This window comes from Arthrobacter monumenti (assembly GCF_054511255.1).
This window is the reverse complement of the sequence record NZ_JBTNCY010000004.1, coordinates 235,213-254,639: the sequence shown is the minus strand read 5'-3', so window position 1 is coordinate 254,639 and position 19,427 is coordinate 235,213. Positions and strand designations below refer to the sequence as shown.

General features: G+C 61.4%; 18 protein-coding genes. 15 read left to right on the top strand and 3 right to left on the bottom strand.

Annotated elements, in window-relative coordinates:
- Window positions 1-103 precede the first annotated feature (103 nt).
- From ACX80B_RS07700 to ACX80B_RS07690, 3 genes are read right to left on the bottom strand one after another with little or no spacing between them, the layout of a single operon-like run.
- Window positions 104-565, bottom strand: coding sequence for an RpiB/LacA/LacB family sugar-phosphate isomerase (locus ACX80B_RS07700; RefSeq protein ID WP_459294748.1), 462 nt, complete (start codon window positions 563-565; stop codon window positions 104-106).
- Window positions 543-1,523, bottom strand: coding sequence for a ribokinase (locus ACX80B_RS07695; RefSeq protein ID WP_459294746.1), 981 nt, complete (start codon window positions 1,521-1,523; stop codon window positions 543-545). Before ACX80B_RS07695 ends, ACX80B_RS07700 begins: the two co-directional genes overlap by 23 nt.
- Window positions 1,520-2,530: a LacI family DNA-binding transcriptional regulator gene (locus ACX80B_RS07690; protein WP_459294744.1), complete on the bottom strand. Its 1,011-nt coding sequence runs from the start codon at window positions 2,528-2,530 to the stop codon at window positions 1,520-1,522. The genes ACX80B_RS07695 and ACX80B_RS07690 overlap by 4 nt, the downstream gene beginning before the upstream one ends.
- A gap of 252 nt (window positions 2,531-2,782) precedes the next feature.
- Here ACX80B_RS07690 and ACX80B_RS07685 point away from each other — a divergent pair, with 252 nt between their 5' ends.
- The 15 genes from ACX80B_RS07685 to ACX80B_RS07615 all read left to right on the top strand — a co-directional run bounded on the left by ACX80B_RS07685 (window position 2,783) and on the right by ACX80B_RS07615 (window position 19,422).
- The gene (locus tag ACX80B_RS07685) at window positions 2,783-3,667 is read left to right on the top strand and encodes a TetR family transcriptional regulator C-terminal domain-containing protein (protein WP_459294742.1); all 885 of its coding nucleotides are present in this window, start codon (window positions 2,783-2,785) and stop codon (window positions 3,665-3,667) included.
- A gap of 21 nt (window positions 3,668-3,688) precedes the next feature.
- Window positions 3,689-4,576 carry a beta-keto acid cleavage family enzyme gene (locus ACX80B_RS07680; protein ID WP_459294740.1) on the top strand — a complete coding sequence of 296 codons (888 nt, stop codon included), beginning with the start codon at window positions 3,689-3,691 and terminating at the stop codon, window positions 4,574-4,576.
- Between the two features lie 3 nt (window positions 4,577-4,579).
- Window positions 4,580-5,536 carry a 3-hydroxyacyl-CoA dehydrogenase NAD-binding domain-containing protein gene (locus tag ACX80B_RS07675; RefSeq protein WP_459294738.1) on the top strand — a complete coding sequence of 319 codons (957 nt, stop codon included), beginning with the start codon at window positions 4,580-4,582 and terminating at the stop codon, window positions 5,534-5,536.
- Window positions 5,536-6,063 carry a thioesterase family protein gene (locus tag ACX80B_RS07670; protein ID WP_459294736.1) on the top strand — a complete coding sequence of 176 codons (528 nt, stop codon included), beginning with the start codon at window positions 5,536-5,538 and terminating at the stop codon, window positions 6,061-6,063. Before ACX80B_RS07675 ends, ACX80B_RS07670 begins: the two co-directional genes overlap by 1 nt.
- Window positions 6,064-6,112: 49 nt before the next feature.
- Window positions 6,113-7,711: an ABC transporter substrate-binding protein gene (locus tag ACX80B_RS07665; protein ID WP_459294734.1), complete on the top strand. Its 1,599-nt coding sequence runs from the start codon at window positions 6,113-6,115 to the stop codon at window positions 7,709-7,711.
- A complete protein-coding gene (locus ACX80B_RS07660; RefSeq protein WP_459294732.1) occupies window positions 7,711-8,667 on the top strand; it encodes an ABC transporter permease in 957 nt (318 codons plus the stop codon). The genes ACX80B_RS07665 and ACX80B_RS07660 overlap by 1 nt, the downstream gene beginning before the upstream one ends.
- Complete coding sequence (locus ACX80B_RS07655) at window positions 8,664-9,569, top strand: ABC transporter permease (RefSeq protein WP_459294730.1); 906 nt, start codon at window positions 8,664-8,666, stop codon at window positions 9,567-9,569. The genes ACX80B_RS07660 and ACX80B_RS07655 overlap by 4 nt, the downstream gene beginning before the upstream one ends.
- Window positions 9,566-11,236, top strand: a complete 1,671-nt coding sequence (locus ACX80B_RS07650; protein WP_459294728.1) for a dipeptide ABC transporter ATP-binding protein — start codon at window positions 9,566-9,568, stop codon at window positions 11,234-11,236. Before ACX80B_RS07655 ends, ACX80B_RS07650 begins: the two co-directional genes overlap by 4 nt.
- 75 nt (window positions 11,237-11,311) lie before the next feature.
- The gene (locus ACX80B_RS07645; RefSeq protein ID WP_459294726.1) at window positions 11,312-12,472 is read left to right on the top strand and encodes a serine hydrolase domain-containing protein; all 1,161 of its coding nucleotides are present in this window, start codon (window positions 11,312-11,314) and stop codon (window positions 12,470-12,472) included.
- A 417-nt stretch (window positions 12,473-12,889) separates the two neighbouring features.
- Window positions 12,890-14,152, top strand: coding sequence for a DUF262 domain-containing protein (locus tag ACX80B_RS07640; RefSeq protein WP_459294724.1), 1,263 nt, complete (start codon window positions 12,890-12,892; stop codon window positions 14,150-14,152).
- 3 nt (window positions 14,153-14,155) lie between these two features.
- On the top strand, window positions 14,156-14,812 hold the full coding sequence (locus tag ACX80B_RS07635; RefSeq protein WP_459294722.1) for a HEPN domain-containing protein: 657 nt from the start codon (window positions 14,156-14,158) through the stop codon (window positions 14,810-14,812).
- 546 nt (window positions 14,813-15,358) lie between these two features.
- On the top strand, window positions 15,359-15,670 hold the full coding sequence (locus tag ACX80B_RS07630; protein WP_459294720.1) for a hypothetical protein: 312 nt from the start codon (window positions 15,359-15,361) through the stop codon (window positions 15,668-15,670).
- An 85-nt stretch (window positions 15,671-15,755) separates the two neighbouring features.
- Window positions 15,756-16,607 (top strand): transposase, encoded by an 852-nt coding sequence (locus ACX80B_RS07625; RefSeq protein ID WP_459294718.1) that lies wholly within the window; start codon window positions 15,756-15,758, stop codon window positions 16,605-16,607.
- Window positions 16,604-17,992 (top strand): hypothetical protein, encoded by a 1,389-nt coding sequence (locus ACX80B_RS07620; protein WP_459294716.1) that lies wholly within the window; start codon window positions 16,604-16,606, stop codon window positions 17,990-17,992. The genes ACX80B_RS07625 and ACX80B_RS07620 overlap by 4 nt, the downstream gene beginning before the upstream one ends.
- Before the next feature lie 269 nt (window positions 17,993-18,261).
- A complete protein-coding gene (locus tag ACX80B_RS07615) occupies window positions 18,262-19,422 on the top strand; it encodes a DNA cytosine methyltransferase (protein ID WP_459294714.1) in 1,161 nt (386 codons plus the stop codon).
- Window positions 19,423-19,427 lie beyond the last annotated feature (5 nt).

The following is a 19,427-nucleotide window of genomic DNA, read 5'->3' as shown; positions in this document are numbered from 1 at the left end:
TGAATCTTGGGCAAGTCCGTGACTGCTGGGTGTTCCACTCCCCCGGGCCTTGCTATGCATGAAATGCATCAGTTCCCTCCAGTTCTTTTAGTGCCAGTTAAGATCAGTTGACTCGAGCTGCCGCGTCGCGTTCCAGCTGGTGAAGCTTTTCAACGCGGCGACGACAATCGGCGTCTGTAGAGAATTCAGCTTTGAGGAATTCAACGAGCACCTGCTCAATAACCGCTGGACCAATCAGCCAGGCGCCAAGGCATAAGACGTTGACGTCGTCGTGCTCCACGCCCTGCCGGGCCGAGTAGGTTTCGTGGGCGATGGTGGCCCTGATTCCGGGAATCTTATTCGCCGCAATGCTGGCTCCGACCCCGGTGCCGCAGACCAGTATCCCGCGGTCGGCCTCGCCTTTGAGGATCGGTGTCGCCACATCTTGGGTGATATCCGGGAAATCGACGGGTGCCTCGCTGAACGTGCCTACGTCGACAACCGAATGTCCAAGGCTTTCCAGAATCTGTCGAGCTTTGGATTTCAGGGGAAATCCGGCGTGGTCAGCGCCCAATGTCAGTCGCATGTGTTTCCTTTCTCGTGCCGGCAGTGGCCGGTCGGGGCGATGCTCCTGCATCGCCTTCGTATGGGGTGAAGCGGCCGACCAGTTCCTGTCGCCGCGGTATGGAAGGTTGTGCCCCTGGCTTTGTCACCGCAAGGGATCCGGCCCGGATGGCAAGCGCCGTCGCATCTTCCATTGAGTCGCCGTTCAGCAGAGCGGAGGCAAGGTATCCGACGAACGTGTCTCCGGCAGCGGTGGTATCCACTGCGTGCACCGACGGACTCGGAAGCGTGATCACCGTGCCGCCGCCGGTATAGCCTGCTCCATCCGCGCCCAAGGTCACGATGACTGTGAGGCCATGCCGTACTGCCAGTTCACTGGCAGTGCGGAGCGGGTCGGCATCTGCTGGTTTTCCAGCAATCTGCAGACACTCGTGCTCATTGACAACAAGGACGTCGACGTCGGCCAGCATCAGATCCTCAGCAGCAGGCGCGGCATTGAGCACCACTCGGGCGCCCTTTGCCTTTGCCTTCCGGGCGGCAGCGCGGACAACCCCAAGAGGCAGCTCAAGTTGCATGAGCAGCAGGTCAGAGGGAGTCAGGTCTTCGCATGCCTGTTCAGCATCCTTTACCGTCACCTCGTGATTGGCGCCGGGGATCAGCGTAATGACGTTTTCGCCATCACGCTGCACCAGGATCAACGCCCGTCCTGTAGCCCCTTGAACCGACCTCAATGAGCACGTGATCCCTTCCCGCTCGAGGCATTCCTGCAGGAATCTTCCTGAGGAATCCTCTCCAACGGCGCCGACCATGCGCACGGTAGCTCCTGCCCGAACCGCTGCGACCGCCTGGTTAGCACCCTTGCCGCCCGGATGCACCTCATAGTGGAGGGCTGTCACGGTCTCTCCGTGGGCGGGTAGTTTGTGCACGTTGGCTACCTCGTCCACATTGAGGCTGCCGAGCACCAGTACGACGCCGCTCATAACTGACGTCCCGGCCGCTGCGCCGCCCGCGCGGTTGTTCCCCGGGTAACCACGCTCACCGGAAGGGTCCGCGAGCGGCCGTTGGTTCCGGCATCGTCATCCAGAAGGAGCTCCGCTGCCACGCGGCCGAGTTCAGTGATCTGCTGCCTCACAGTAGTCAGCCCAGGTCGAACGTAGGAGGCGAGATGGATGTCGTCGAACCCCACGACGCTGACGTCATCGGGGACATGCAAACGGTGTTCATCAAGGGCACGCATTGCTCCGATCGCTGCAAGGTCATCAACAGCAAAAATTGCGGTGAAGTGGACATCCCGGTTCAGTAGCCTGAGGACTGCTTGGTAGCCGGCGTCTTCAGTAAAGTCAGCTGCGACCACCAGATCGTCGTCCACGGGCAGATCAGCGGCTGCCAATGCCTGGCGGTATCCGTCGAGCCGATCGCGGGCTACTCCAACCCGCTGCTCTCCAGCTACATGGACAATTCGCTCGTGGCCTAGTGCGATGAGGTGCTCGGTGGCCAACCGGCCGCCTGCCAGGTGGTCGCTCGCGACCCAGGTGCAGTCTGGTGTATTGAGCTTTCGGTCAAGCGCGACGAACCGCAAGCCGCCAAGCTCTTGCACGAGAGCATTATCGTCGAGGCAATCATCAACAATCACGATTCCTGCTACGTGACGGGACCGCATCTGCCTAAGGGCTTTTGCGGTGCCTGCGGGTTCTCCATTAGTCGGCGCGAGTAGCAGCACATGACCATGCTTGTCGGCCACTTCCTGAATGCCGCGCACCAGTTCGGGGAAGAATGGATTGGTGATATCAGGAACGAGAACTCCCACCGTCGAGCTCGTTCCCTCTTTGAGCTGCCGAGCGACCTCGTTTGGTTGGTAACCGAGTTCGTTCGCAACTTGGCGCACTTTTGCCCGGGTCGCAGAGGCAATCCGCCCGGTGCCATTCAGCGCTCGTGAGGCGGTGGTGACGGAAACGTTCGCTGATTCCGCGACTTCCCTGATTCCCATCGATCTCCCATCATCGTGATCTATGCCACTTGCGCTAACGTTTGCGCTAACTGTTGCAAAAATCGTAGGACGTGTCAACCCATCTAGTTCGGGCAGTTGAGAGCGAGAAGCCTTCACGAACAATTGCGTTGCCGATGTTGGTCCTATCACCGCGAGCCGGGCTCAACAAGCGGCTGGAACTAGATCGCAAGCTTGGCTGATTCTCAGTCGCTCCACTTGTCAGTATCGCAAGTTTGAACTAGAGTCAGTCAGGTGCAATCGCAAAACGAGGTCCCGAACACAAGCCAGGCCGATAGCCAAGCGGCGCTGCTGACGCGTGTCCGATCCTCCATCCAGGAGTCCGGTCTCGCCCAGCGCGAGGTAGCCCGCTACATCGGCCTGGATGAAACCAAACTCTCCAAGGCACTGAAAGGCACCCGGCGGTTCCGCCCGGACGAGTTGACTCAGCTGGCCGATGCCGCCGGCGTCACGGTGAACTGGTTGTTGTCCGGTTCGGACGAGACGGCGGGAGCTTCAGCGGCTCCGACGGCGAAGATTCTGCCAACGCGTCATCGCGAGGACAGCGAGAAGGCCCGTAAGCGCCGGACGATCATCGAGAAGGCGTGGTGGCTCTTCGCCGAACAGGGTTACTCCTCGGTCCGGATCGCCGATATCGCCAAGGCATGCGGGACCAGCAGCGCCACGGTGCATTACTACTTCCCCACCAAACGGGAGATTTTCGCCGAGGCGCTGCGGTATTCGGTCAAGCTCGCCTTCGACCGCCAGATCGCCGAGCTGCACCTCCACCCCAATCCGGTCGACCGGCTCAAACGGTTGGCGGAACTCCAGCTACCTGCCGGCCAGCGCGGTCGGGCGGAAATGTCGATCTGGCTCCAGACCTGGGCTGAAGCGGCCGTCGATCCGGCCTCTCAGCACAGCCACGCACAGAGCTACCGGCGCTGGGAACAGACCGTTCACAACATCATCGTGGACGGCCAGAAAGCAGGAGTCTTCCTCAGCACCGACGCTGATGTCCTGACCATGGACCTCACCTCGTTGATCGATGGACTGAACGTCAAAGTCCTGACCGGAATGCTGACTTCCGATCAGATGCATGCGCAAATCGAAAGCTTTATAGACCGAAACATCGTCCAGTAACAACCCGAAAGGGAGCACATCATGAACCGCAAGGTCATCGTCACCTGCGCACTCACCGGCGCCGGAGACACCACCGGCAAGAGCGAGAACGTCCCGGTCACGCCCGAGGAAATCGCCGCGGATGCCATCGCCGCTGCCCGCGCCGGCGCCTCCGTCGTCCACATCCACGTGCGCGACGTCGAAACCAAGCAGGGCTCGCGCGATGTCGCGCTGTACCGCGAGGTCGTCCGCCTGGTGAAGGCCAGCGACGTCGACCCGGTCATCAACCTGACCGCCGGCATGGGTGGCGATCTCGTCGTCGACCCGTCCGAACCCACGAAGCAGTTGGAAGGCACCGACCTGATCAGCGGCCGGGACCGGCTCCCGCACGTGGAAGAACTGCGCCCGGAAATCTGCACCATCGACTGCGGCTCGCTCAACTTCGGCGAAGGCAGCAACATCTACGTCAGCACCCCGGACATGCTCCGCGAGGGCGCCGCCCGCATCCAGGAACTCGGCGTGAAGCCGGAAATGGAAATCTTCGACACCGGAAACCTCTGGTTCGCCAACGTGATGGTCGAGGAAGGCCTGATCGATCCGCCGCCGCTGTACCAGCTGTGCATGGGCATCCCCTACGGCGCTCCGGCCGACCCGGGTCTGCTGCAGGCCATGGTCAATATGCTTCCCGACGGCGCCCAGTGGACCTCGTTCTCTATCGGCCGCAACCAGATGCCATGGGTGGCTCAGTCGGTGCTGCTCGGCGGGCACGTGCGCGTCGGCCTCGAGGACAACCTCTACCTCTCCAAGGGCGTCAAGGCCACCAACGCGCAACTGACCGAACGCGCCATCAGCATCGTCAACGACCTCGGTTCCTCCGTGGCCACGCCGGACGAAGCGCGCGACATCCTGCAGATCAACCGGAAGGGCTAGGTTTTGGACTCCATCGCAACAAACGTGCCCGACGTCGGCACGGTCGCGTGCGTAGGCGCCGGCACCATCGGCGGTGGCTGGGCTGCCTACTTCCTCGCCCGCGGCTACCGCGTCAAGGTCTGGGACCCCTCCCCCGACGCCGGCGACAAGCTGCGCCAGTTGATCGACGCCGCCTGGCCGGCGCTGACAAAGCTCGGCCTGGCCGACGGCGCGGATCCGGACAACTTCAGCGTCCACACCGATCTCGCCGAGGCGGTCGAAGGTGCCGGTTTCATCCAGGAGAGCGCCCCCGAGGTCCTCGAACTGAAGCAGGACCTGCTGGCGCAGATCGACGCCGTCGCGGCCCCCGGCGTCGTCATCGCTTCCTCCACCTCCGGCTACAGCATGACCGAAATGGCGACCACCGCGGCCGACCCGTCGCGGCTCGTCGTCGGGCATCCGTTCAACCCGCCGTACCTGATCCCGCTGGTCGAGGTTGTCGGCGGCGAGGCGACGTCCGACGAAGCCGTGAAGTGGGCTTCCGAGTTCTACGACTACATCGGCAAATCCGTCATCACCATGGACCACGAAGTCCCCGGCTTCATCGCCAACCGGCTGCAGGAGGCGCTCTGGCGCGAAGCCTTGCACATGATCGACAACGGCGAGGCCACCGTGGAACAGATCGACCGCTCCATCACCGACGGCCCCGGCCTGCGCTGGCCGATCCACGGCCCGATGACCACCTTCCACCTGGCCGGCGGTCAGGGCGGAATGAAGCACATGCTGCACCACTTCGGCCCGTCGCTGAAGTCCCCCTGGACCCGGCTCGAGGCGCCTGAACTGACGCCGGAACTGAGCGACGCCGTCGTGGCCGGAGTCGACGAGGCCGAGTCGCGCTCCGTCAACGAACTGATCGCCGAGCGGGATGAAGCAATCATCGCCATCCGCGGCGTGATCGATGGCATTAAGGGCCGGCGCTGATGGCTTCCCCCGAACAGGACCTGCGTACCCTCGAGTACCGCTGCAACGTGCTGCCCGAGTGGATCGACTACAACGGCCACATGTCCGAGGCGTTCTACGTGCTCGCGTTCGGTTTCGCCACCGACCAGGTGATGGAATCGCTCGGCATGGGCCCGCAGTACCGCGAAGAGACCGGAAACTCGCTCTACACGGTCGAGGCGCACGTCCGCTACCTGTCCGAGACCGGCGAAGGCGCACCGTTGACCATTACGACGACGGTCGCCGGCGCAGGTGCCAAGAAGCTCCACCTCGCGCACGAAATGCGCATTGGTAAAGCGGATGATGCCGTCACCGGCAGCGCTGATAACGACGGCGCATCCAACGCTGGCACCCTGATCGCCACCGAGGAACTGCTCGCCCTGCACGTGAACTCCACCTCCGGCCGAACCGCTCCTTTCCCGGAGCGGATCGCCGACACCATCGACGGTTACCGGCTCCCGGACACCCTCGAACCCCCGGACTGGATAGGCCGCTCCGTCAGCCTCTAGTCCAGTCTGCGGCCGCTCGCCGCTTCGCATTGCGAAAGGAAACGAGTCAATGCATACCTCAGCACAATCACCCCTCGAACCGAATCCGCCCGGACCGCTGTCCCGCCGGAATGTCCTCGGCGGCGGCATGGCCCTCGGCCTCGGCGCCGTCCTCACCGCCTGCGGCGGCAACACGGCCAGCCAACTGGCCAAGCCCACCGGTGAGCCCCAGCGCGGCGGACACCTCCGTGTCGGTCTGGCCGGCGGCGGCGCCGCAGATACCCTCGACGCGCACATCCCCGTCGGCACCACCGACATCGCCCGGGTGGTCAACCTCTACGAATCCCTGCTCTACCGGGATGAGAACTTCGAACTGAAGCCGCTGCTGGCCACCAAGGTGACGCCGTCGTCGGACGCCATGACCTGGACCGTGGAACTGCGCAAGGGTGTCACGTTCCACGACGGCCGTCCCATGACCGGCCGCGACGTCGCGGCCACCTTCGCCCGGGTCGTCGATCCTGACGCTCCCAAGTCCGGCGCGGCCAGTCTGAAGATCCTGGACAAGGTCAAGGTGATCAATGACCACCGCGTCGAATTCCGGCTCAACACCCCCACCTCGACCTTCGACGACTCACTCGGTCAGTACGCGCTGGGCATCGTGCCCGAAGACTACGACGCGGCCAACCCGGTGGGCACCGGCCCGTTCAAGGTCAAGTCCTTCACAGCCGGGCAGAGCAGCGTCTTCTCCCGCAACGACAACTATTGGCGCGACGGCCAGCCCTATCTGGACGAGCTGTCGATCCTCAACTTCAACGACGACGATGCGCTGATCAACGCCCTGCTCTCCACCCAGGTGGACGCCATCGGCCAGATCCCGCTGGCGCTGCTGGAGGTCCTGAACGCGGACCCGCGCGTGGACATCCTGAACTCCGAAACCGGCATGTGGCTGCCGTTCACCATGCGTGTGGACCGCCCGCCGTTCGACGACGTCCGCGTCCGCCAGGCCTTCCGCCTCGCCGTGGACCGCGAGCAGATGATCGAACAGGTGCTCAGCGGCAACGGCACGGTCGGCAATGACCTCTACGCCATCTACGACCCCGGCTTCGCAGACAACCTCCCCCAGCGCAAGCAAGACCTCGAACGCGCCAAGGAGCTCCTTGCCGAAGCCGGACACCCGGACGGGCTCGACGTCGAACTCGTCACCGCGCCCATCCAGGCCGGCGCCGTGGCCGCCGCGCAGGTCTTTGCCCAGCAGGCCAAGGACGCCGGCATCCGGGTCAAGATCCGCCGGGTGGACACCACCACGTTCTTTGGCGATAACTACCTGCAGTGGGATTTCGCCCAGGACTTCTGGTACACCCGCAACTTCCTGCCGCAGACCAATAACGGTTCGCTGCCGGACTCGCCGTTCAACGAGACGCACTGGGCGCACCCGCGGTTCATCGCCCTGGTCGAAGAGGCCAAGGCCACCATTGACGACGACGCCCGCAACAAACTGATTGCCCAGGCACAGCAAATCGAATACGAAGAAGGCGGCTACATCATCTGGGGCCACCCGAACCAGGCGGACGCCTACCAGCGCTACGTTGCCGGGCTGGTGCCCAATAAGACGGGCCTGGCGCTATCCGGCTACGAATTCCGCCGCGTGTGGATGGGAGGGCAGAACTGATGTTGACCATGATTCTCCGCCGGCTGGCCATCAGCCTGGTCATCCTGCTCGTGGTGTCGATGCTCGTCTTCGTTGCCACCCTACTGCTGCCGGGAGATCCGGCCCAGGCCATCCTCGGCCAGCAGGCCACGCCGGAGCGCCTCGCCGCCCTCCGTGAGCAAATGAACCTCAACGACCCCGTCTGGCAGCGCTACCTGACCTGGCTCGGCGGCCTGTTCGTCGGCGATTTCGGCGTCTCCGCGGCTTCCGGCGGATCCGTTGGCGAACTGCTCGGCGATCGCATCGCCGCCTCACTGGTGCTGATGGGCGCCGCCGCCCTGATCAGCGTGCCAGCCGGCATCGTGGTCGGAACCTACAGCGCCCTGCGCCGCGGCAAGGCCGGCGACCACGCCGCCACCGGCATCTCGCTGGTGCTCGCCGCACTGCCGGAGTTCGTGATCGGCATCGCGCTGGTCACCGTCTTCTCCACCACCGTGTTCTCCGTCCTGCCCTCGGTCACCATGGCCCCGCCGGGCGCCAACGTGTGGAACTTCCCCGCACAGTTGATCCTGCCGGTGTTGACCCTGGTGCTGGTGGTGATGCCGTACATCATCCGGATGATGCGCGCGACCATGATCGAGGTGCTCGATTCCGGGCACGTCGAAATGGCCCGGCTTAAGGGCGTTCCGGAGCGGCAGGTGATCCTGCGGCACGCGCTGCCGCACGCCGTCGCCCCGGTGGCCCAGGTGGTCGCGATCCAGCTGGCCTGGCTGGCCGGCGGCATCGTCGTCGTCGAGTTCCTGTTCCGCTACCCCGGCGTCGGCCAGGCCCTGGTGGACGCGGTGACCAACCGTGACGTGCAGGTGGTTCAGGCGCTGTCCATGCTGATCGCCGTCCTCTACATCGTGGTCAACCTGCTGGCGGACGTCGTCGGCATCCTCACCAATCCGAAGCTGCGTACGGAGGGAGCACGATGAGCACCACAGGATTACAGCCCACGACGCCGGACGAGTCACCGGGCGCCGTCGCCCGGGAAATAGAAACCCCGCCCGGTCTGTTCCGCCGGATGATCCGCCAGCGGCAGGCGAAGATCGGCATGGCGCTGACCGGCGCCGTCGTACTTGTTGCGGTGATCGGTCCGCTGCTGCTGCCCTGGGCCACCGGCTACACCAGCACCGAATTCTCCGGCCGGCCCTTCCAGCCCGACGGCGTCTTCGGCACCGACAACCTGGGCCGCGACATCCTGTCCCGGTTCCTCGACGGCGGACTCCGGCTGCTGATCTACGCCGCACTCGCCACCGGCCTGGGCATGCTTCTCGGCTCGGCCGCCGGCATGCTCGCCGCCTACCAGGGCGGCAGGCTGGACAGCGTCATCATGCGCGGCAACGACGTCTTGCTCGCCCTGCCGCAGCTCGTCTTCGCGCTGCTGGCCATCACCGTGCTCGGCCCGCAGGGCTGGGTGCTGGTCACCGTCATCGGCATCACGCACGCCCCGCGGATCGCCCGGGTCACCCGCTCGGCCGCGTCCGCCGTGATCACCGAGGACTTCGTCCGCGCCGCGGAAATGTATGCCGTCCCACGCTGGAAAATCCTCGCCAAGGACGTGCTGCCCAACATCACCGGCCCGCTGATGGTCGAGCTCGGCCTGCGGATGACCTACTCGATCGCCGCCATCGCCTCGCTGTCCTTCCTGGGCCTGGGGCTGCAGCCGCCGACCGCCGGCTGGGGCCTGATGATCAACGAAAACCGGATCGCCCTGACGGTCCAGCCGTGGGGCGTAATCCTGCCGGTCCTCGCCATCGCGGTCCTGACCGTCGGCAGCAACCTGATCACCGATTCGCTGGCCCGCGCCTCGGCCACCGTGGAGGAGAGCAAGTGAGTACAGAAACAGCAGAACCAACGACGACGGCGCCCGCGGCAGTGCTGCGCGCCGACAACCTGAAGGTGGCCACCCTCGGCGGCAAGGAAATCCTGCACGGCGTCTCCTTCGAGCTCACGCCGGGCAAGATCCTGGCGCTGGTCGGCGAATCCGGCTCCGGCAAAACCACCGCCGGACTCGCGTGCCTGGGCCACTTCCGCACCGGCCTCCAGCACACCGGCGGCTCCATCTTCCTCAGCGCCGGAACCGACCTGCTGGAACTGTCCGACGCCGCCCGGCGCACCCTCCGCGGCGGCTCCGTCTCCTACGTCCCGCAGGACCCGGCCCTGTCGCTGAACCCCGCCATGCGCATCGGCGACCAGATCCTCGAAGTGCTGCGCGTGCACGGCTACGGCAGCACCGACGCCGAACGCCGCGAGCGCCTCGCCGGGGTCCTGACCGACGTCGGCTTGCCCGCCGACACGGACTACCAGCGCCGCTGGCCGCACCAGCTCTCCGGCGGGCAACAGCAGCGCGTCGGCATCGCCATGGCCTTCGCCTGCCGCCCCGAGGTCATGGTCCTGGACGAACCCACCACCGGCCTCGACGTCACCACCCAGGCACTGGTGCTGCAGACCATCCACGGCCTGGCCGAAAAGTACGACGTCGCCGGGCTGTACATCACGCACGACCTCGCCGTCGTCGCCGAAGTGGCCAACGACGTCGCCGTCATGCTCTCCGGCGACGTGGTCGAAGCCGGCTCCGTCAAGGACGTGCTCTACCGCCCGCAGCACGACTACACCCGCCGGCTGCTCAACTCCGTCCCCGACCTGGCCGGCCGCCGCCGCATCGGCGACGTCTCCGCCATCACCGGCGAACACCCCATCGTTGAACCAACTCCGCAGGCCACGCCAACGGCTCAAGAAACATCGCACGACGGCGCCCTGCTCTCCGTCTCGGACCTCCGCCTCGCCTATGGCGACAACCAGGTACTCGACGGCATCGACTTTCAGCTCGCCGAAGGCGAATCCATGATGCTGCTCGGCGAATCCGGCTCCGGCAAAACAACGCTCGCCCGCTGCATCGCCGGCCTCAACGACGCCTACCAAGGCTCCGTCGCGCTCTCCGGCAACACCCTCGAGCGCGGCACCCGCCAGCGCAGCGCGGACGAACGGCACAAGATCCAGTACGTATTCCAGTCACCGTTCTCCTCGCTGAACCCGCGCCGCACCATCGCCGAATCGGTCGAAGTCCCGCTGCAGATGTCCGGCAGGCTGAACGCCAAACAGCGCCGCGCCAAGGTGCAGGAAGCACTCGACCAGGTCCGGCTCGGCGCCTCCTACATGGACCGCCGCCCCGGCCAGCTCTCCGGCGGCGAACGCCAGCGCGCCGCCATCGCCCGCGCCCTGGTCAACGCTCCATCCGTGCTGATCTGCGACGAAGTAACCTCGGCCCTGGACGTGTCCGTGCAGGCCTCCATCATCGACCTGCTCCGCACCCTGCAGGTCGACACCGGCATGGCGATGCTTTTCGTCACGCACAACATCGCCCTCGCCCGGCACATCTCCCAGCGCCTCGCCGTGCTGCAGAAAGGCCGTATCGTCGACCTCGGACCCACCGGCGACGTCTTGGAAAACCCGCAGCACAGCTACACCCGCGAACTGCTGACCAACGTCCCCTCGCTGTAGGCTGTGCCCGGCCGCTTCCGACGTCGGACGCGGCCGGGCTGCCCACACCTCACCCCAACTCGATAAGGAGCACCCGTGAGCACCGACTTCCAGGCGTATAACGACGGCGGCCTCCCCACCGAAGGATTCGAGCGGCTGAGTGAAACCTTCACCAAACACCTGGACCAGTCCCAAGGCGGCATGGCCTTCTGCGTCTACCGCGAAGGCAAGCCCCTCGTGCGCTTCTACGGCGGCAGCACCACCCGCCGCGACTCACCCGACGCCGAAGTAACCGACCCGTGGACCCCTGAAACCATGGCCGTAATGTTCTCCGGCACCAAAGGCCTCGTCGCCACCGTCGCCGCGATCCTCGTGGACCAAGACAAGCTGGACGTCCGACGGCGGGTGGCCCACTACTGGCCCGAGTTCGCCGCCGCCGGCAAACAAGATGTCACGGTCTCCCAACTGCTCAACCACACGGTCGGACTCGTCTACGTCGACCCCGAACCCGAAGGCGAATGGGCCCAACTCGACAACGCCGCCAACGCCGCCGTCCTCGCCGCCCAGGAACCACTCTGGAAACCGGGCTCGAAGGTCGCCTATCACGCCATCACCTACGGCTACCTGATGAACGAACTCTTCGTCCGGACCACCGGCAAAAGCGCCGGACAACTCATCCGCGAACTCATCGCCGAACCCCTCGGACTGGACATCCACCTCGGCCTGCCCAAAGAACTCGAAAACCGCGTCGCCACCATCTTCCGCTCCGACAACTACGCCATCAGCACCTACCTGACCGATCCCGAACGCCGGAGGATTGTCGACCGGATGTATGGCAGCACCCTCATGGGCGAGAAGCTCCGCACCAACGAACCCGAAATGCACCGCGGTGAACTCGCCGCCGGAGGAGGCATCGCCACCGCCGACGCCATGGCCAACCTCTACTCACAACTCGCCGCCGGCGAACTCGTCTCCCCCGAAACCCTGGCGGAGGCAACACGAACCTGGTCCGAAGGCACCGACGCCATCAACGACCGGCCCCTCCGCTTCGGCCTCGGCTACGAACTCACCGACCCCATCGGCACCTACGGCCCCGTCGAACCCGCCTTCGGCCACTCCGGCGCCGGCGGCGGCCTCCACGGCACCTGGCCCACCCACAACATCGGCTTCTCATTCCTCATCAACGAAATGCTCGCCGAAAACCAAGACACCCGAGTCAAAGACTTGCTGGCGAGACTTTCGAACCTTATAGGCTAAGAGGCCTGAATGATGGGTGACGGAAGGTTGTTTCAAGAAGTCCGCTAGCCAGTCAAACTGAAAGACCTGGAACGTCGAAACAGATGATCGAAGCCGCGAGCCGCCAGGGCCATTAGGCGAGGACGAAGCATCAGCTACCCTCCACAACGTTAGGACGGTTGAAAGTTGGCCTGCACTCGGCAACTGCGGTCTGGTCAACGTGGACCTCGACATCGAGCGCCAGGTCCCCACGATCTCGAATCAGCGGAATCGCCGGAGTGTGGATTGTCGACCCACACTGACAGGCTTGAGGTCAAGGACGCTTCGCTCATAATAGCCAAGCCTCACTTTTTGTCGCCATCAACAACCGCGCCGGCAACAAGCACGATGCGTCAATGTAACGCTCTGAATCGCGTTCGCATCCTGTAGATTCATGCCATGGCAGAATTCGAGCAGCGCTCCAACGCATGGGGCCAATTAGAGGCCGACGACGAGACATTGGAATTAGAGAGTGTCCCCCTGGTCCCGGACCAAGGTGAAGACGAAGGCGATCTAGATGAACCGGCGTCCGGTTTCAAGGCTTCAATCGGTGGAAAAGATTGGACCGTGGAAACGCTTGTGTCGCAAATGAGGAAAGGACGGATAGATCTCGAACCATCCTTTCAGCGGCGTAACGCGTGGTTGGCCGCCCGAAAAAGCAAGTTGATAGAGTCAATAATGTTGGGCTTCCCGATTCCGCAAATCGTGCTCGCTGAAAAAAGAAGTCAGCAGGGTCACTATTTCGTATTAGACGGAAAGCAACGATTGTTAGCTCTGCGTCAGTTTTTTGTTGATCCTGACGATCCCCGCGATAAAGATTTTATACCCCTTCGATTAAACGGGCTAGAGGTGCTTTCAGAGCTGAATCGCAAGGATGCCAGCAGTCTCGAAGATCTGAGGCCCGATCTTTTCGCAGCCATCGAAAATCATAGTATAAGGACGGTGGTTCTCGGCAATTGGAACTCCGAACGCCTGCTACTGTCGTTATTTCTTCGCCTAAACACAGGCAGCGTTGCCCTCTCACCTCAGGAACTTCGCCAAGCACTAATTCACGGTGAATTTATTAAATGGCTAGACGCACATTCTGGGGATCTTCCACCCCTTCGCACCTTGTTGAACAACTATCATCCTGATCGTCGGATGGTAGACGCCGAGCTAATGCTCCGTCACCTTTCGTTCACAATGTCGCCCATAAGATACCGAGGAAACTTAAAGCTTTTCCTCGATGATACTTCCCGATACCTCAATAATAACTGGGAAGAAGTCCAGCCAAAAGCGGAAGCAAGTTTGAACGATTTCGCAGAAGCCCTCCAGGCCGGCATGGAAATATTCGGTCCTGAAAAATTTTGTCGTAAATGGTCCGGTCCATCTGAAGGTTCCACGGAAGGTAAGTTTGAGCGACCACTTAACCGTGCACTATTTGACGTGCAAGTTTATTCGTTGAGCATTGAGCACGTACGAAGTGCGGCCCGACGGAGCACTGACCAGATTGTAGAGGCATTTAAGGATGCGTGTGAGAAGGATGAAGTGTTTCTGCGTTCCATCACGGCCACTACGAAGACCGCAGATGCATTCATAACCCGTCATCGCACCTGGGCACGGATACTGAATGAGGCTCTCGGCATTCGTTATGACCTGCCCGCTCCTCTTGGGCGTGAGTAAACAGTGAAATTTTCAGAACAGATAGCGCATCTCGACGAGACGCTACTGACCAATGTGACGATACAGTTTCCTGATGTTCTTTCCGAGCGGGATAGAGCTGTGACGCATGCGTTTTTAGTTCTCGCGCACGCGGTACTTGAAGAGCGGCTGGAAGACATTTTCCAGAAGCATTTTGACCGATTGGCTAGCTGGCTAGGATATAAGACGATCCCTGTGGAAACTGCTCGCCTAGCGTTTGCAGTGTGTGATTGGCTTCCAGAGCGCCTCGTCGTCGGTTACAAACAGCGGGCGCTGCCCCAGTTAATTTCGCAAGGAGCTCGCAAAGAATTTATCAGGTTGCTTTCTTCCAACCACGGTCTTAAATCGTCAAATGTGGAGTCATTATCGAAACTTGTCGGCCTCGATTGGAAAGATTTTGAGGATGCGTTGACAGCCGAGTTAGCTGACCTAGACAATCTCGGCGCTAAGCGTGGGGCGGCCGGTCATCTGTCTCCCTACACCGATAAGGTGACTGCGATAACTGCAAACAACGATCCGGATGAGATTAGGCAATGGGTGCAAGCAGGGCGCAAGGCCGTTGAAGCTGTGGAGCAATATCTCGATGATCTCCTGAGGAGTCAGCAGCCTGCCTCGCTAATAAGTGACTGGGACGGGAATTGAAACGGGCAAGATGATTGCATTCTCCACAAGACTGCGGATTGACGCAGCTATGTTTTATAAGTGTTCAAAAAGTGTTCCGTATACTCAACGGCAGGGCCAGAATGAAATAGCAACCACAGCGAGTCGCTATTAGCTTGTGGAAGGCGGTCGAAGTACTGCGGAAAAGTTCATACATAATTAGGGTGATGAGATCCCACCCTGACTAGCGGTGATATGCCCCAGGCGCAGTTGCTCGGCTCTAGCCTATGAATGAACGGCATCGCACCGACTATCGAGACCCGGCAAGCAAGTACGGCAAGTACGGAAGGAAGATCCGGTGGCCGAAGCTCACAACACGGTTCCCAATTGAATTCCGCGTCACCCTTGCCATCTGGGGGAACATAGCGACCGCATACCGGGTCACTCCGTCCGCGGTTCGCGCATTGCTCGATCGACTTGAACCGCAAAGGACAGTTCCTGCACGTGGTTCCCGTCCGCTGCGTTATCTTCAGGCCCAACACCAAGAACCATGGGGTCCAAGCAGCCTGAACCGCCAAGAGCACACTTATGGTCGCCAGCCAGAGGCAACCGCACATCTACAACGCCGAATTCGGGGCTGACCGGGCAGCAAACTGCTCTGCGACCGTCTTCGGCCGGCCGATCTATGTCAATCGGGCAGCCGTCATCGTCGGCGCCAAGAACGCCACTGTCAAAGAAGTAGATCCGCGGATTGCGGTGGTAACCCAGCATCAACTGCTCCGCTGGCTGACACGACGGCCCACAGCGTTCAGTCCGCAACAGCTCGAAAGGATTACCGCTGGCGGCGTTCAACCTGGCACTTGGCGCAAAACCGGCTCTCCGTGGTTCGTAGAGAAATAGCTACGTGTCGGAGAAAGTGAAGGGCTCGTAGCCCTGCTGGGATGGATGTTATCTACGCATTCATCGACGACAGGAACTACGAGCCTTGTTCGAGCCTACCTGCGCGCGCATTGACGCCGCCACCACCATCTTCAATCTGCCCGACTACCGTGTTATCAGTGCCGAAACGCTTGCCTTCGGCCAGCGCAGGATCTGTGTTGAATCAACGTTTCCGCCGGGCTGCCCGCAATGCGGAGTGATCAGCATCCGCCGGCACTCCCGGCGATGGCAGCGCGTGCGTGACATCCTTGTCGCCGGCGCGACTGAGGTCCTCTGGTCCAAGCGGCGCTGGTTCTGCGATGAGTGGCTGTGTGAGCGCAAGACGTTCACCGAGGCGACGGCGCAGGTGCCGGCCCGGGCGCGCTCCACCCGCCGGCTCCGGGACGCTCTGGTGGAGGCCGTGATCGGCTCCGGCCGTGCCGCCGCTGAAACAGCTGCTGCCTTCGGGGTCTCCTGGTGGCTGGTGCAGCGGGCGCTGGATTCGGCGGTGTTGACGCTGCCGGACGTGGACGCGCTGTCGCCGCGGATGCTGGGCATTGATGAGCACCGGTACCGGTCGGTGCGGTTCTTCCAGAACCCGTCGACGAAGGCGTGGACGCGGTACGAGCCGTGGATGAGCACCATCGTCGATCTTGACACCGGCCAAGTGCTCGGCGTCGTCGATGTGCAGCCACTGGTCGAAAGAGCAGCCCAGCCAGAAACGAACCGGCTCTGGCGCACGGTCTGCCGCTGGAGCAAAGAGATCGAAGTCCTCATCGTCACCGGCGCCACCACCGCGAAGGTCGAGGCGAACAACACCGCCATCAAGAACATCAAACGCACCGGCCGGGGTTTCACCAACGCAGAGAACTACAGAACGCGTATCCTGTTGAGAAGTGCCGCCCGGACGGCGGCATGAACATCATCCCGCGGAAACATTTCTCTACGAACCGCGAAGAGCCGCAAAACCCGGCGTTGGGCAGCACCTCCGCAATCGCATCGGACTTTGCCAAGCTGAAGGGGCTTGATAGACCAAACCCGAGGACGGCGGATCGGCTGGTTATTCGGAGCTCCCTCTGGCGATTAGAGGAATGGGACGCGTTGCCCGCTGAAGGAGTCACTCGTTCTAAACTAAACGAACATCATCCGGCACACTGCAGCACCGGGCAAATAAATCGAAGTATTTGGGAGCTCATTTTGCATGACCAAGTAGGCGGTACCGGGTTGGACGTAGGCTCATTTGACGAGCTCGAAAAGACATACAGGCGTGGTGATCCAATGCGCATGCTCGTGTCCGAGTTTGAATTGAGCGCCGAGCAGATCTGCATCCGGCTCATTGCGTCGGAGTCTACTGACAACGATCTCATAAGGACGCGTGCGGTGCGCGACCGCACGCACCGCACGCACCTGGAGCTTCAAACACATGAAACTATGGTGCGCAGGTTAGTTGACTCCGGCGTTTCCATCGAAGACGTACCCAAGGTCCTGGGAGCAGTCACCGGTAGCATCATCGATAAAGACATGGCAGTCGAGCTGCTACATACCCGGGGCACTCCTGATAGCCCAATACTGGCCGACCGCAACGCCCCAAAGCTCCCGCTGCTCAGCGATAAGCTGAGTCTCCTCTATATCACCGGCAGGCACCATGAGAAAGCAACCGACTATGAGCTGGGGCTAGGTAAAATGTCGCTTTCCGCTGTTAAAGAGCTACGTGGTCTACTTTATGAAGGACTGCCATATCGACGTATGGCAGAAATACTTGCGGTCATCGAGACAACCGCACAAGCAATCCGCGCCGACCGTGAGCTCACGCTGAGTATCCTCGAGTACGAAACCGCCGCGAGAAAGTTTTCTCGCCAAAATGGAAAAGTCAGTATCGATCCCGAGGAGTCTTGGCCGGCTCCTGCTGATCTCCTACGCGTTCGTCTAGGAAATGGTTTCTGGGAGGATGCCCTAAGAGCGGTAGGGCTTGCGTCTCCGCGCATAGATCAAATCTACTCGGAGAACGAATGCTTTCAAGCCCTCGAAGAATTCACTGTCACTTGCCCTGGTGGCGATTTGTTGGCCTATGATCGATGGGTTATCGGCGAAATAGCGTCCTGTGGGGAGCGTCCATCGGCCGTTGCGATATTGCGGCATTACGACTCATGGAACGACGCTATTGAAAGCATTATCCCATCAGATGATGACCAAGATTATGATGCAGAGCCGGACGATCATGAGTTCTATTGGGGGTTCTCCTTTGGAATGGAGGACGTAACCCTCGCAGCCAATGAAGAAAAATCACGCCGCACATCCGAGTAGTGACACAAAACGGAGACAGCGGCTGGTTCCCTTTCTTGCTGGTAGACCGGCAAACGAGGGCGACTGGGTGAGCTGGGCAACACGAAATGTTGTTCGGGCAGTCGACCACTTCGCCATTTTGTCGAAGATTTCCTATCTTTCGTGGCACCTCGATGCTGGCGGTCGCATGTTGGACGGTGTGGTGCTGACTGTCCGGCGGCGTCGGGCGCTCAGCTAAGATCTATAAGCACGCCCGGTTCAATAGGCAGCAAGTGAGAATAGTGAGCAGCATGGATCCTGAATCCGGAATTCTAAGTCTTTTCGCCGGTATTGGTGGCTTTGAGCGCGCCTTCACCCAAGCGGGATTCACAGGTAACGTGGTGGCCTACGAAAACTGGCCATCAGCGCAAGCTGTCCTTCGTATGCGGTTTCCTACTGCCTCCTTATTTGAGGATGTACGTGAACTGCCGCCTAATCTTCACAACGCGGAAATAATCACCGCAGGATTCCCATGCACTGATCTTTCGTCTGCCGGCCGCAGAATCGGAATTGGTGGTGAGGCTTCTGGTCTCATAATTGGGGTATTGCAAGCTATACAGAAGAAGCGGCCAGAATGGGTTCTACTTGAAAATGTGCCAAATATGTTGCGGCTGAATCAGGGAGAAGCAATGACTGAGATTGGCGCGCTATTTAGCAAGGCGGGATACAAGTGGTGCTACCGCACCTTAGATGCGCAGTACTTTGGCGTGGCTCAACGCCGAAAGCGCGTTTTTCTCCTAGCTTCTCGACAGCACGACCCAGCGCGTGTTCTATTCCGGGATTACGCCGAGGAACCGGACATCAAACTCCCTAAAACCACTCGACGAACTAAGGCCCACGGTTTCTACTGGACCGAAGGTAATCGCGGGGTCGGTTGGGGCGATGGAGTCGTCCCCACAATCAAGGGATCCACAACCGCTGGGATCCCCTCAGCTCCGGCCGTCTGGCTGCCCGGCGCTCCCCTAGAGGTGAGATTTCGGACGCCATCCATTGCAGCGTTGGAAAGTCTTCAAGGATTTCGTCCCGGTTGGACGAAGTCAGCACCGGCACGGGATCGATGGAAACTTGTTGGTAACGCGGTTGCTATACCGGCGGCGCAATGGATAGCTGAAGGACTCAAAGGCTACGAATATCTTGAAAGGGTTGAGCTGCCGACTGGAATGGGAGTGGAGCGCGGTTGGGGCAATGCGGGGATTGCTATTAGTGGAGCCGTCCAAAAAATAGTTGTCACTGAGGGTCCACTCACCGGCTCACTTCGAAGAAGTTTCTCGTTGCAGAGGCTCCTTGAGAAAAGAGGATCCAACGCGCTTTCCGTAAAGGCGACCCGTGGTTTTTCAGATAGGCTGCGCAGGAGCAATCTGCGGTACCGAGACGCGTTCATGAAGGATCTCAATGAGTACGCTTCCCTATAAGGTCC

Excerpts from the sequence above, each read along its gene's own strand:
- ACX80B_RS07700 (WP_459294748.1), bottom strand. The coding sequence starts at position 565 with ATGCGACTGACATTGGGCGCTGACCACGCCGGATTTCCCCTGAAATCC.
- ACX80B_RS07695 (WP_459294746.1), bottom strand. The coding sequence starts at position 1,523 with ATGAGCGGCGTCGTACTGGTGCTCGGCAGCCTCAATGTGGACGAGGTA.
- ACX80B_RS07690 (WP_459294744.1), bottom strand. The coding sequence starts at position 2,530 with ATGGGAATCAGGGAAGTCGCGGAATCAGCGAACGTTTCCGTCACCACC.
- ACX80B_RS07680 (WP_459294740.1), top strand. The coding sequence starts at position 3,689 with ATGAACCGCAAGGTCATCGTCACCTGCGCACTCACCGGCGCCGGAGAC.
- ACX80B_RS07670 (WP_459294736.1), top strand. The coding sequence starts at position 5,536 with ATGGCTTCCCCCGAACAGGACCTGCGTACCCTCGAGTACCGCTGCAAC.
- ACX80B_RS07665 (WP_459294734.1), top strand. The coding sequence starts at position 6,113 with ATGCATACCTCAGCACAATCACCCCTCGAACCGAATCCGCCCGGACCG.
- ACX80B_RS07660 (WP_459294732.1), top strand. The coding sequence starts at position 7,711 with ATGTTGACCATGATTCTCCGCCGGCTGGCCATCAGCCTGGTCATCCTG.
- ACX80B_RS07655 (WP_459294730.1), top strand. The coding sequence starts at position 8,664 with ATGAGCACCACAGGATTACAGCCCACGACGCCGGACGAGTCACCGGGC.
- ACX80B_RS07640 (WP_459294724.1), top strand. The coding sequence starts at position 12,890 with ATGGCAGAATTCGAGCAGCGCTCCAACGCATGGGGCCAATTAGAGGCC.
- ACX80B_RS07630 (WP_459294720.1), top strand. The coding sequence starts at position 15,359 with ATGGTCGCCAGCCAGAGGCAACCGCACATCTACAACGCCGAATTCGGG.
- ACX80B_RS07620 (WP_459294716.1), top strand. The coding sequence starts at position 16,604 with ATGAACATCATCCCGCGGAAACATTTCTCTACGAACCGCGAAGAGCCG.
- ACX80B_RS07615 (WP_459294714.1), top strand. The coding sequence starts at position 18,262 with ATGGATCCTGAATCCGGAATTCTAAGTCTTTTCGCCGGTATTGGTGGC.